The sequence below is a fragment of the Amycolatopsis sp. BJA-103 genome, from assembly GCF_002849735.1.
Lineage (GTDB): Bacteria > Actinomycetota > Actinomycetes > Mycobacteriales > Pseudonocardiaceae > Amycolatopsis.
In genome coordinates this window covers 3,913,278-3,926,275 of the sequence record NZ_CP017780.1, presented here as the reverse complement: position 1 = coordinate 3,926,275, position 12,998 = coordinate 3,913,278, and the positions used below count along the sequence as shown (strand labels likewise).

The following is a 12,998-nucleotide window of genomic DNA, read 5'->3' as shown; positions in this document are numbered from 1 at the left end:
GATACTGTGATACAAGTAGTGCAACCGCGTATCTCAAGGAGAGCACAATCGTCGCGAAGACACCAGACCCGGATTCTTTGCTGGAGCGCGCGCTCACCGACGCGCTCGAACGCGCCGAGGAGGGCGACGCGATCGCGCTCCGACTGCTCGACGCCGCCTACGAGCAGTTCTGCCGGATGGGGATCCGGCGGTCCACCATGGAGGACGTCGCGCGCCGGGCCGGTGTCTCGCGGATCACCGCCTACCGCCGGTTCGCCACCAAGGACGCCCTGGTCGAACAGGTCGTGCGGCGCGAGTTCCGGCGCTACTTCGACCAGTTCCTGCTCGATATCCAGCAGGCCGAAACCGCCGCGGACCGGGTGGTGCTCGGCTTCGCCAGCGCGCTGCGGGCGATCCGGCACAACCCGCTGATCGGCGGGCTGATGGCCGCCGAGCCCGACGTGCTCGTCCCGTCGATGGTCAGCGACGGCGGCAACACCCTGGCGACGGTCCAGCGGTTCGTCGCGGGGCAGCTCCGCCGCGAGCAGCAGGCGGGCAACGTCTCGGAAGACGTCGACGTCGAACTCGTCGCCGAACTGATGACCCGGGTCTCCGCGTCGTTCCTGGTCACTCCCAGTCAGGTCATCGATCTCGACGACGACGAGCAGGTCCGTGAAGTGGCTAGGCGGTTCCTGGTCCCGATGTTGCGGCCGCGACAAGGCCGTTGATCAGCAGTTCCAGTGCCCGGGCGAAGTCCCGTTCGGGATCGGCGGACCTCAACGCGGGTATCGCGCGGCTGAAGTGCGGCAGGACCTCGGGGTCGACTCGCCGGAGATAGAGATCCGCCTGTTCCCGTTCGGATTCGCCGCGGCGCGGCATGGTGAAGCCGACGGTCGTCAGCAGCAGGGAGCCGAAGATGAGACTGTTCAGCGCGCCCAAGGTCTGGCGGACGCCGTCGTCTTCGAAGCCGGCTTCGTAGAGCGCGCCGACGAGATCGTCGAGCGGTTGCAAGGCCCGCAGTGATTTCGGGTTGGCCTCGTCGGTGGCCAGCGCCATCGGCACGACCGGATGCCGGGCGAGCGCGCGATAGATGTTGAGCGCGGTGACCCGCACCCGTTCCGGCCACGGCGAATCCGGGTCCGCGCGCTCGATGCCGCTGTAGACGCGTTCCGCGATGCCGTCGAGGATGTCGGTCTTGTTCTGCACGTGGTTGTACAGCGCCATCGCTTCGACGCCGAGCGTCTTGGCGAGCTTCCGCATCGAAAGCCCCTTGAGGCCCTCTTCGGCGGCCAGGGCGAGTGCCGCGTCCAGGACCTTCTCCCGGTTCAACGGTTCTCTCCGCGTCATCTCGCGCCCTTCGCTTGACAGGTTTACGGTGTATCTATCATATTTACGGCGTAAATATACGCTGTAAATACGGGGGTGTCGTGAACGACGTGATCATCGTGGGCGGGGGACCGGTCGGTCTGCTGCTGTCAGGAGAGCTCCGGCTGGCCGGAGCCGATCCACTCGTCCTGGAGTCGGCCGACGGGGCCGTCCGCCGGAACCGGAGTTTCGGGCTGCGGGGGATCAACGGCCGCACCTCGCAGTCCTTGCGGCTGCGTGGCCTGACCGAGGCGTTCTCGAAGGCGCAAGGCGAGATGTCCGGGCTTGCGCGGCAGCTGAACGGAAGTCGCTCCAGGGGGCACTTTGCCGGGTTGCCACTCGTCGAGGACGAGGTCCAGCCTGGTGCGGCCGGCGGATTCATTCTCAAACAGCATGTGCTGGAAAAGGTTCTCGCCGAGTGGGCGGCCGGGCTCGGTGTCCGGATCCACGCGGGCCGCGAAGTGGTCGACGTCGTCCAGGAGGACGACGCGGTCCGTGCCGTGCTCGCCGACGGCCGGTCCGAACGGGCCGCCTACCTGGTGGGGTGCGACGGCGGCCGCAGCGTCGTGCGCAAGCGGGCCGGGATCGCGTTCCCCGGCACGGGCCCGACGATGACCGGGCGCATCGCCTCGGCCGACCTCGCCGATCCCGGCGCGGTGAAGTCGTCCATGCACGGTCCCGGCGGGATGGTGAACCTGTCGCTGGTCCCGGGGGAGATCTCCACGATGGAGTTCGACGGCGGGCCGGACGACCGGGACGCGCCGCTGACAGCCGAGGAGATGCAGGCGAGCATCGGCCGCGTCAGCGGAATCGACGTGACGGTGACCAGGCTGGACGGGGGAATCCGCTTCAGCGACAACACGCGCCAGGCGGCCACCTATCGGCAGGGGCGCGTGCTCCTGGCGGGCGACGCCGCCCACGTGCATTCACCGATCGGCGGCCAGGGGTTGAACCTCGGGCTTCAGGACGCGATGAACCTCGGCTGGAAACTGGGCCTGGTGGTGCGGGGCGGGGCGCCGGAGTCCTTATTGGACACTTACACCGCGGAACGGCACCCGGTCGGGGAACGGGTCCTGCGCAACACCCGTGCGCAGGTCGCGCTGATGCGGCCCGGACCGCAGGTCGCCGCGCTCCGGGAGGTGATGGAGGAGACGCTGGGGATCCCGGCGGCCAAACGGCATTTCATCGCGATGGGGAACGGGGCCGACATCGACTACGCGCCGGGCTCCGGCCATCCGCTCGTGGGCCGGTTCGCTCCGGTGCCGCTGGTGTCCGAGGACGGTCGCGCGCTTCTGGTGGAGGACGCCGGTTCGGTCTTCCTCGTGAGGCCGGACGGCTATGTCGCCTGGGTCGCGCCCGACGGCGAAACGGCCGGGTTGGACGAAGCACTCGCACGCGTCACGGGTCACGTGTATAAAGTGAAACGAGTGTTCAAAATGTAACGACTGTTCAAGTTATGGAGTGTGCCGTGGCAGGCCAGTACCGAGAGCTGTTCTCCGCGAAGGGCTCGCTCGCCTTCTCCGCCGCGGGGCTGCTCGCCAGGATCCCGGTCCCCATGATGGGGATCGGGATCATCACCATGCTGGCGCGGACGCGCGGCGACTACGGCCTCGCCGGACTGGTCTCGGCGGCGTTCACGTTGTCCATGGCACTGCTCGGCCCGCAGGTCTCGCGGCTGGTGGACCGCCGGGGGCAGGGCCGGATCCTGATGCCGGTGACGGGGATCAGCGTGCTGGCGATCGGCGCGCTCCTGCTCTGCGCCCGGTTCGGGGCGCCGGACTGGACGCTGTTCGTGTGCGCGGTCCTCGGCGGATTCATGCCCAGCATGGCGGCGATGGTCCGGGCCCGCTGGTCGGCGCTCTACCGCGGCTCGCCCCGGTTGCACACGGCGTTCGCGCTGGAATCGGTGGTCGACGAACTGACGTTCGTCATCGGGCCCGCGCTGTCGGTGGCGTTGTGCTCCATCGTCTTCCCCGAAGCGGGACCGCTGCTCGCCGTGGTGTTACTCGCCGTCGGGGTGCTGCTGTTCGTCTCGCGGCGAGAGACGGAACCACGCGTCCTGCCGCCGAGCGGAGCGGCGGGAAGTTCGGCGATCCGGCTGGGCGCGGTGCGGGTGCTGGTACTGACGCTCGTGGCGGGCGGTGTCATCGTCGGCGCGGTCGACGTCGTCAGTGTGGCGTTCGCGGGTGCCGTCGGGTCGCCGTCGGCGGCGGGCGTCGTCGTCTCGGTCTACGCGGTGGGCTCCGCGATCTCCGGACTGGCCTTCGGGACGCTCAAACTGACCATCGCCCCGCCCCGGTTGCTCCTGATCGGCACCGCTGGCACGGCGGCGAGTGCGGTGCCGTTGCTGGCGGTGGACGGCATCATCGGCCTGTGCGCGGTGGTCTTCGTCGCCGGATTGTTCTTCTCTCCCACGATGATCGTCGTCATGGGGATGATCGAGAAGATCGTCCCGGCGGAGAAACTGACCGAGGGGATGACGTGGGCGATCACCGGTCTCAGCATCGGCGTCGCCCTGGGCGCCGCGGTGTCGGGAGAGGCCGTCGACCGCTTCGGCCCGGATGGCGGATTCGCCGTCGCGGTGGTCGCCGGTGGCTTGATCATCCTGATCGCCCTGCTCTCGTATCCTCTGCTGACCAGGAAGACCACGACGCGCGAGGAGGCGGCATGCTGAACGAGCCGATCGCCGACGGCCGCCTCGCCAAAGGTGAGCAACGCAAACGGGAACTGATCGAGGCCACCCTGCGTGTCGTCGCGAGGGACGGGGTTTCGGGAGTCAGTCACCGCACGGTCGCCCGGGAAGCGGGGCTGCCCGCGACGGCGGCCGCGTACCACTTCCAGGGGATCGAAGACCTGCTGACCGCCGCGCTCACCCAGTGCATGGACGAAGACGCCGAGCGGATGCGTGTCCTCGCCGCGGAACCCGGCGGAGACGCCCTGCCGAAATTCGCGGCCCTGCTGGCCCGCGTGGCCGCGGAACCCGGGCACCTGCTGGCGGAGTACGAGCTGTACCTGCTCGCCGCGCGGGAGCCGAGACTCCGCGAGTCGACCGATCGCTGGATGTCGGCCCTGGCGGACTTCGCGCGCCGTCACACCGACGATCCGGTGCGGGTCGAGATGCTGGTCGGGCTGGTGGACGGGTTGCTGCTGCAGGGATTGCTGCGCGACGAACCACCGACTGCGGACCGGTTCGAGGCCATCCTGCGGACCGCACTGACCTCGTGAGTGGTAAGGATGGTTAGAACCGTCCTTACCACTCACGAGGTCCGGTCAGCCGGTCGCGGGCGGCGACCAGGTCAGCCGTGGGTCCGTCTGGATGAAACTGCCCAGCAGCTGATCGATCCGCGTCAGCACGTCGAGGTCCAGCACCACGCCGGACGCCTTCGCGTTCTCGGTCACCTGTGCCGCGGTGCTCGCCCCGGTCACCACCGAGGCGACGGTGTTGTGCTGCAACGTCCACGCGAGCGCCAGCTGGGCCATGGTCAGCCCGGCGTCGTCGGCGACGCCGCGCAGCATGCCGACGCGTTCGAGGAGGTCCGGGAAGAGCAGCGGCCGGGCCTCGCCCACCCTCGCGCCCCGGGAGTCCGGCGGGATCTCGCCCGGCCGGTACTTGCCGGTCAGCACGCCCTGCGCTAGGGCCACCGACGCGAACTGGCCGATCCCGGCGCGTTCGCACACCGGCATCACCTGAGCCTCGGCGACCCGCCAGAGCATCGAGTAGTGCGGCTGGTTGGCGATGAGCGGGACGCCGAGCCGGTCGGCGATCGGCCGCGCCTCCAGCAGTTGTTCCGCCGTCCATTCCGCGGTACCGGCGTAGAGGATCTTCCCTTGCCGCACCAGATCCGACAGCGCGAGGAACGTCTCCTCCAACGGCGTGCGGTAGTCGAACCGCAGCAACTGGTAGACGTCGATGTAGTCGGTGCGCAGGCGCCGCAGCGATCCGTGCAGCGACGTGGTCAGGTGCTTGCGGCTGAGGCCGGCGTCGTTGAGGCCCGGGCCTTCGGGCCAGAACACGCCGGTGCACAGGACGAGATCGTCACGGCGCACGGCGCTCAGCGCGGCGGCGAGGTTTTCTTCGGCGGCGCCGCCGTCCCAGGCCGCGGCGGTGTGGAAGGTCGTGATGCCCGCGTCGAGCGCGGCCTGGACGCACTCGGCGCCGTCGGGGTGCGTGAGCCAGTTGCCGTACGAGATCTCGCTGACGGACAGTCCGCTCGCGCCGAGCCTGCGGTGGTCCATGCTCACCTCTTCCGCGCGCCGGTTTCGAGGATGGTGCGGTCGATCCAGGCGTCGAGACCCGCCGCCTTGCGCGCGTAGGTCTCCCGTACCGATTCGTGTGGCAGGATCAGGAACTCCTCCGACGCCAGGCCGTGGATGACCGATTCCGCGACGTCCTCCGGTTCCAGCAGCGGTGCCGCGGCGGCGATCGCGAGTGCGGCGGGGTGCCCGGCGGCGATCCCCGGTTCCAGCAACGCGGTCCGCACGCCGAGCGGGCACAGCGCGCTGACCTGCACCCCGCGCGGCCGGTAGGTGATGGCCAGCCATTCGGCGAGTCCGACGGCCGCGTGTTTGGTCACCGAGTAGGGCGCGTCGCCGGGGGTGCCGAGCAGGCCCGCGCCCGAGGCCGTGATCAGCAGATATCCTTGGCCCCGGCTCAACATCGCGGGAAGCGCGACCTGTGCGGCGTGCACATGCTGCATGACGTTGATCGCCCACGATCGCGACCATTGCTCGTCGGCGGCGTGCACGCCCGTCCCGAACGCGGCACCCGCGTTGGAGCAGAACAGGTCCACCGGGCCGAACTCCGTCCTCGCCTCGGTCACCAGCATCTTCAAGTCCTCTTTGGACGACGCGTCGGCGTGGCGCGCGATGGCGGCACCGCCGGCGGCCGTGATCCCGGCGACGACCTTCTCCGCCGCGTCGAGGTCGAGGTCGGAGACCACCACTCCGGCGGCGCCCTCGGCGGCGAACCGCCGGGCCATGGCGGCGCCGATTCCGTGTGCCGCGCCGGTCAGCACGACGACTCGTCCTGTCACTTCCACATGCGCTCCATGGTTATCGATACTGCTTTCGATGACAATTCTTCTGTTTTGTTACGCCGGTGAGCGACGCTTTGCCGAAATCTGGAATGCGAGTGATAAAAGTGCAGGTCAGAGGCCTGTTCTGACGGTGTCGACATATTTGTTTCCGGCGCCGGACTTTAGCACGCGTTCCCTTGTTTTTCGAGTTTTCACGCGGGAGTATTGCGCTCTCTGCGGCAAGTAGGTTATTTCTTGGGAATCCCGCTGAAGATCGCCGAACCCGGCGAGGTTCGACCAGCCCAGCCGAACAGGAGGTCCGCCGGTGAGTCATGCGACGGCGCGCACGCGGGTACTCGGCGTCAACCCGCTCGGACGTCCGGATCCGGGGCTGGCGGCCGCCGTCGCCAGGGGAGGCGGTCTCGGCGTCCTGGATCTCGCGCGCACCGGGTCCATAGTGGACGGAGGATTCCCGTTCGGGGTGCGGATCCCGGCGGGCCGCCACGTGCGCTACGAAGAGGTGCGCGAAAGCGGCGCGGGGCTCGTCCTGCTGGCCGAAGGGGCAGTTTGGCAGGGCAGGGGCGACGTCCCCGTGCTGGCCGAGGTGACCGGCGTCGAGCAGGCCGTCCGGATGCTCGGCGCCGGCGCCTCTGGTCTGGTCGCGAAGGGCGCCGAGGCAGGCGGGTCGGATCTCACCACGTTCGTCCTCCTGCAGCGGTTGCTGGAGCGGTTCGGCGAGGACGTCCCCGTGTGGGCGTACGGCGGCATCGGGCCGCGGACGGCGGTGGCCGCGATCGCCGGGGGCGCGGCGGGCGTGGTGCTCGACGGCCTCGGCTTGTTCCCGGAAGCCGACGTCCCCGCGGCGGCACGCAATGAACTCGCCAGGGCCGACGACGGGCTCGCGGCGTTGCTGGCGAATCGCTTCGAGGACGCTGAAAGCGCTGTCCGGACGGTCGTGCGCTCGCTCGCCACCCCGCCGTCGGCGAGCCCCATGGAGCAAGGCGCGCGACTGTGCCGCACGCTGGGCACCGGCTTGCCGGTCGTGCAGGGACCGATGACGCGGGTGAGCGACCAGCCCGGTTTCGCCGCCGCCGTCGCCGGGCACGACGGGTTCCCGTTCGTCGCGGTGGCCACCGCGAACGGCGCCAAGACCGCCGAACTGCTCGGCCGCACCGCCGAAGCGCTCGGCGGACGACCTTGGGGCGCGGGCATCCTCGGCTTCGTCCCGGAGAACTTGCGCGCCGAACAGCTCACGGCGGTCCGGGCCGCGCGCCCGCGGTGCGTACTGATCGCGGGCGGGAAACCCGCGCAGGCCAAGGCTTTGGAAGCCGACGGGATCGCGACCTTCCTCCACGTGCCGTCACCGATCCTCCTGCGGCAGTTCCTCGACGCCGGGATCCGCCGGTTCGTCTTCGAGGGCGCCGAATGCGGTGGGCACGTCGGCCCGCGGTCGAGTTTCGTGCTGTGGGAGCAGCAGCTGGACGTCCTGCGCGAACACGGTGCCAAGGACGTCGAGGTGCTGTTCGCGGGCGGGATCCACGACGCCCGGTCCGCCGCGATGGTCGCCGCGATGGCGGAACCCCTCACGGGAATCGGTGTCCTGATGGGCACCGCGTACCTGTTCACCGAGGAAGCCGTGACTCACGGCGCGATCACCGAGGTGTTCCAGGACCGGGTGCTCGACGCCCGGTCCACGGTCACGCTGGAGACCGCGCCCGGCCACCTCACCCGTTGCCTGCCGAGTCCGTACACCGACGAGTTCGCCGCGCTGAAGGCCGGGCTCCGCGCGGACGGGATCCCGCCGCAGGAGAGCTGGCAACGGCTGGAGGAGCTGAACACCGGGCGGCTGCGGATCGCGAGCAAGGGGATCCGGCGGGAAGGCGAGGCCCTCGTCGAGGTCGACACCCTCGGCCAGCTCGCCGAGGGGATGTACATGGCCGGGCAGGTGACGGTCCTGCGAGAGCGGCGCACCGACATCGCCGCCCTGCACCGTGAAGTCACCGTCGGCGCGGCGGAACTGCTCTCCGCTCGCACCCCGCCCGAGGAGTCCGTTGTGGACGGTGACGTCGCCATCGTCGGCATGGCGTGCGTGTTCCCCGGAGCCCCCGACCTTCCCTCCTTCTGGTCCAACATCCTGCGCGGCGCGGACGCCGTCACCGAGGTGCCGGATCAGCGCTGGGACACCAAGGTCTACGCGGATCAGTCGACGTCCAAATGGGGCGGCTTCCTGCCACCGGTGGACTTCGACCCGCTCGCGTACGGCATCCCGCCGAAGTCGATGGGCAGTATCGACCCGGCCCAGCTGGTTTCTTTGCAGACTGCCCGGCGTGCCCTTGAGGACGCGGGCTACGGCGACGGCGGTTTCGACCGCGAGCGCACCAGCGTCATCTTCGGCGCCGAAGCCGGGGGAGACCTGGCCAACGCCGGTGTCCTGCGCGCGCTGTTGCCCAGCTATCTCGAAGACGTCCCGGAAGAACTGCTCGCGCAGCTGCCGGAACTGACCGAAGACTCGTTCCCCGGCACCCTCGCCAACGTCATCTCCGGCCGGATCGCCAACCGGCTCGACCTCGGCGGCACCAACTACACCGTGGACGCCGCGTGCGGTTCCTCGCTGGCCGCGCTGGACCTCGCGGTGAAGGAACTGCGGGCCGGCACCAGCTCGATGGTCCTGTGCGGCGCTGTCGACCTGCACAACGGCGTCAACGACTACCTCATGTTCACCTCCGCGGGCGCGCTGTCGCCGACCGGCCGGTGCCGCCCGTTCGACTCGGCGGCGGACGGGATCGCGCTCGGCGAGGGTGTCGCCTGTCTCGTCCTCAAACGGCGGGCCGACGCCGAACGCGACGGCGACCGGGTCTACGCCGTGGTCAAGGGCGTCGGCGCCGCCAGTGACGGCAAGGCGCTCGGCCTCACCGCACCGCGCCCCGAGGGGCAACGGCGTGCGCTGGCGAGGGCCTACCGCGACGCCGGGGTGTCCCCGGCGGACGTCTCGCTGGTGGAGGCGCACGGCACGGGCACGGTCGTCGGCGACGCCACCGAACTGACCACGCTCACCGAGTTCTTCCTCGACGCGGGCGCCGAACCGGGCGCGTGCGCGCTGGGCTCGGTGAAGAGCCAGATCGGGCACACGAAATGCGCCGCGGGACTGGCGGGCCTGATGAAGGCGGCGCTGGCGCTGTGGCACGAAGTCGTGCCGCCCACGCTGCACCTGAGCAGGCCGAACCCCGCCTGGGACGCGCAGAGCAGTCCCTTCACCTTCTCCACCGGCGCCCGGCCGACGGCGGTTCCGCGCGGACGCGAGTTCGCCGGAGTGAGCGCGTTCGGGTTCGGTGGGACCAACTTCCACGCGGTGCTGGCAGCTCCCGGGGTCCCACCTGACCGGCGGCACGGTCCGCGCGACTGGGACGCCGAGCTGGTCCTGCTCCGGGGTTCCGATGTGGACGGTGCCCGCGCCGAGCTGCGTGAACTGCTGTCGGCGAACGAAGGCCGTCCGCTGCGGGAGATCGCCGCTCTCGCCGCCGAACGGGGCGGGTCCGGGCCGGTCCGGCTCGCCGTCGTCGCGAGCGATCTCGAGGACCTGCGCGAGGCCGCCGAGAACGGGGGAGGGCTCACCGCGGGGAACACCGAAGCCGGGGCGATCGCGTTCCTGTTCCCCGGCCAAGGCAGCCAGAAGACCGGAATGCTGGCGGACCTGTTCGTGCACTTCCCCGAACTGGCGGAGGTCCTGCGGCTCGCTCCGGACGTCGCCGCGACCACCTTCCCGCCGCGCGCGTTCGCCGAAGAGGTACGCGCGGCGCAGGACGAGGATCTCAAGGACACCCGGATCGCGCAGCCCGCGCTCGGGCTCGTCGAGTCGGCCGTGTGCCGGTTGCTCGCCGATCTCGGGGTCCGGCCGGATCTGCTGGCGGGGCACAGCTACGGCGAACTGGCCGCGCTGTCGGTCGCCGGCGCGTTCGACACCCCGACCCTGGTGGCGCTCAGCCGGGCGAGGGCCCGCTCGATCGCCGAAGTCGCGGGCGCCGATCCGGGGGCGATGGCCGCGGTGAAGGCGTCCCGTGAGGAACTGGCCGCCGCCCTCGACCGGACCGATGTCGTGCTGGCCAACCACAACGCACCGGCGCAGACCGTCCTTTCCGGACCGACGGAGGCCATCGAAGAGGCCGTCCGCACGCTGCGCGGGCAAGGGATCGGGGCCAAGCGGATCCCCGTCGCCTGCGCCTTCCACAGTCCGCTGGTGGCCGGGGCGAGCGACGTGTTCGCCGTCGATCTCGACAACGCCGAGATCGGCGAGCCCGGTCCGCCGGTGTGGTCGAACCGCACCGCCCGGCCGTACGAAGCCGGAACGGTGCGCGCGGGACTGTCCGCGCAGATCGGCTCACCGGTGCGCTTCGTCGAGCTGATCGAGGACATGTACGCGGCTGGCGCGCGCACCTTCGTCGAGGCGGGCCCGGGACAGGTGCTTTCCCGGCTGGCCAAGGACATCCTCGGCGACCGGCCGCACACCGTCGTCGCGTGTGATCCCGGCGGCCCCGGGCTGCGGGGGTTCCTCACCGCGCTCGCGCGCCTGGCGCTCACGGGTGTCGAGGTGCGCACCGAACGGCTTTTCCGCGGCCGCGTCCGCGTCGGCCCGCTTCCCGCGCCCGCCTGGACCGTGGACGGGCAGACCGTCCGCGCGCCCGGCGGCGAGGTCCCCGCCCATGGGCTCGTGCCCGCCCGACGAATCCCGAGGACGACCATGAACCAGCCCGCGCCCGGTCGTGACCAGGCCGTCGTCGAATTCCTCCGCACCAGCCGCGAACTGCTGGCGGCGCAACGGGACGTGATGCTCGGGTACCTCGGCACCGCGCCGCTCGCCGCGGCCCCGGTGCCGGTCGCGCCGGTGCTGCTGCCGCCGGTCGTGACCGTGACCGTGCCCGTCGCCGAGCCGGAACCGGTCGTGGAAGAAGTCGCGGTCACCGACGTCCTGGCCACCGTGATCGGCGCGATCAGCGAACGCACCGGCTATCCGGCCGAGATGATCGACGACGATCTCGACCTCGAAGCGGATCTTTCCATCGACTCGATCAAGCGCACCGAAATCGCGGGCTCGCTGCTGGCGAAGCTCGGGCTCACCGGACGGGTGCACGACGACGCCCAGGACCAGCTCAGCCGGGACCGGACGGCGAGCGCCCTGGCCGCACGGCTGCGGAAGTGGCTCGAACCGGCGGCTCCGGTCGCCGTGACACCGGCCCCCGCCGAGGCCCCGGCGGGCCGCGCGCCCGGCCGGTACCTGCTCAGCCGGGTGCCCGCGCCGCTCGGCACGCCCGACCTCTCCAGGGTGGGCGGCAAAACGGTCGCGGTGAGCTTCGAACCCGGACAGGAGGAGCTGGCCGAGTCGGTCCGCGCGGTGTTCTCCGAGGCCGGCGCCGTGCCGGGGCAGCGGACTGAGGCCGACATCGTCCTCGTGCTGAACCCGTTGTCTGACGCCGAAGAACCGGTCGCGGCGCAGGTCTTCGGCCTGCTCAAGGACGCCAAGGGCGCGGTGATCGTGGTGGCGAGGCCGGGTTCCGGGCACACCGCCGGACTGCGCGGCCTCGTCCGTGCCGCGGCACGGGAACGGAGTGAGCCGACCAGGCTGGTCGAGCTGGAATCCACGGTGGACCTCGCGCGGATCGTGCTGGAGGAGGTGATCGCCGAAGGTCCCGCCACGGTACGGTACGACACCGCCGGGCGCGCCTCCTTCGAGCCCTCCGCGGGTTCCCTCGGTTCGATCGCCTACGCCGGCGCGGGTCCCGGCGGCGGGGAGACCAAGGCGCTCGGACTCGGGACGGATTCGGTACTGCTGCTGATCGGCGGCGCCCGGGGGATCACCGCGCGGGCGGCGGTCGCACTGGCGGCGAGCGGATGCCGGATCGAACTGGCCGGGCGCACGCCGTGGCCCGCCGAGCCCGGCGACGAAGACCTGCCTGGCGACGCACAGGGGATGCGCTCGGCCTTGGCCGCGCGGGGTGGTTCGCTGGTCGACATCGAACGCCGGGTGCGCACCGTGCTGGCCCAGCGCGAGATCGCCAGGACGCTCGACCAGATCGGCGCGGCCGGGGGTATCGCGGCCTACCGGTCGCTCGACGTGCGCGACGGCGCCGCCGTCCGGCAGGTGGTCAAGGATCTGCACACCCGCTACGGCCGGATCGACGGTGTCGTCCACGCGGCCGGGGTGATCGACGACAAGCTGATGGCGGACAAGGACGAGCACTCGTTCCGCACGGTCTACGGGACCAAAGTGGACGGTGCGCGGGCCCTGCTCGACGCGCTGGAGCACTTCGGCGTCCGGCCCGGGTTCGTGACCTTCTTCGGCAGCATCGCCGCCGTCCTCGGTAACCGGGGACAGACCGACTACGCGGCCGCGAACGACGCGCTGGAGACCCTCGGCGCGCAGTGGGCGGACCGCACCGGCTGCCGGGCGCTGACCGTCCACTGGGGACCTTGGGCGCCCTCGGACGACCACGCGGGCATGGTATCGCCGGAACTGGCGCGCGAGTACGAACGCCGGGAGGTCGCGCTGATCGATCCGGACGAAGGCACCGCCGCCCTGCTGCGTGAGCTGGCCTACGGCCCGGCCGACGTCCGCTCGGTGCTGTACACGGCGTCACTGTGGTGAAC

8 protein-coding genes are annotated in these 12,998 nt (G+C 70.7%); 5 read left to right on the top strand and 3 right to left on the bottom strand.

Annotated features, from left to right (window positions below; translation table 11 throughout):
• The first annotated feature begins 77 nt into the window (after positions 1 to 77).
• Positions 78 to 707, top strand: a complete 630-nt coding sequence (locus BKN51_RS16970; protein WP_101608582.1) for a TetR/AcrR family transcriptional regulator — start codon at positions 78 to 80, stop codon at positions 705 to 707.
• Here BKN51_RS16970 and BKN51_RS16965 read toward each other — a convergent pair.
• Positions 661 to 1,326: a TetR/AcrR family transcriptional regulator C-terminal domain-containing protein gene (locus tag BKN51_RS16965; RefSeq protein ID WP_101608581.1), complete on the bottom strand. Its 666-nt coding sequence runs from the start codon at positions 1,324 to 1,326 to the stop codon at positions 661 to 663. The two genes, BKN51_RS16970 and BKN51_RS16965, sit on opposite strands and share 47 nt — an antisense overlap.
• 80 nt (positions 1,327 to 1,406) lie before the next feature.
• On the opposite strand from BKN51_RS16965, the gene BKN51_RS16960 reads away from it, so the two are divergent.
• Genes BKN51_RS16960 through BKN51_RS16950 form a run of 3 tightly spaced genes read left to right on the top strand, consistent with a single transcriptional unit; the run spans position 1,407 to position 4,569 of the window.
• Entirely contained in the window at positions 1,407 to 2,786 is a 1,380-nt protein-coding gene (locus BKN51_RS16960; protein WP_101608580.1) for an FAD-dependent monooxygenase, read from the top strand.
• A 26-nt stretch (positions 2,787 to 2,812) separates the two neighbouring features.
• Positions 2,813 to 4,018 (top strand): MFS transporter, encoded by a 1,206-nt coding sequence (locus tag BKN51_RS16955; RefSeq protein ID WP_233224209.1) that lies wholly within the window; start codon positions 2,813 to 2,815, stop codon positions 4,016 to 4,018.
• A complete protein-coding gene (locus BKN51_RS16950; protein WP_199193121.1) occupies positions 4,012 to 4,569 on the top strand; it encodes a TetR/AcrR family transcriptional regulator in 558 nt (185 codons plus the stop codon). The genes BKN51_RS16955 and BKN51_RS16950 overlap by 7 nt, the downstream gene beginning before the upstream one ends.
• 45 nt (positions 4,570 to 4,614) lie before the next feature.
• On the opposite strand, the gene BKN51_RS16945 is transcribed toward BKN51_RS16950, so the two are convergent.
• Positions 4,615 to 5,580 (bottom strand): aldo/keto reductase, encoded by a 966-nt coding sequence (locus tag BKN51_RS16945; protein WP_101608578.1) that lies wholly within the window; start codon positions 5,578 to 5,580, stop codon positions 4,615 to 4,617.
• Positions 5,581 to 5,582: 2 nt separating this feature from the next.
• Complete coding sequence (locus BKN51_RS16940) at positions 5,583 to 6,383, bottom strand: SDR family oxidoreductase (RefSeq protein WP_101608577.1); 801 nt, start codon at positions 6,381 to 6,383, stop codon at positions 5,583 to 5,585.
• Between the two features lie 301 nt (positions 6,384 to 6,684).
• On the opposite strand from BKN51_RS16940, the gene BKN51_RS16935 reads away from it, so the two are divergent.
• A complete protein-coding gene (locus BKN51_RS16935) occupies positions 6,685 to 12,996 on the top strand; it encodes a type I polyketide synthase (RefSeq protein ID WP_101608576.1) in 6,312 nt (2,103 codons plus the stop codon).
• Positions 12,997 to 12,998 lie beyond the last annotated feature (2 nt).

What these genes read in the sequence shown, in the direction of transcription:
- BKN51_RS16950 (WP_199193121.1), top strand. Translation starts at nt 4,012, where the DNA reads ATGCTGAACGAGCCGATCGCCGACGGCCGCCTCGCCAAAGGTGAGCAA.
- BKN51_RS16965 (WP_101608581.1), bottom strand. Translation starts at nt 1,326, where the DNA reads ATGACGCGGAGAGAACCGTTGAACCGGGAGAAGGTCCTGGACGCGGCA.
- BKN51_RS16945 (WP_101608578.1), bottom strand. Translation starts at nt 5,580, where the DNA reads ATGGACCACCGCAGGCTCGGCGCGAGCGGACTGTCCGTCAGCGAGATC.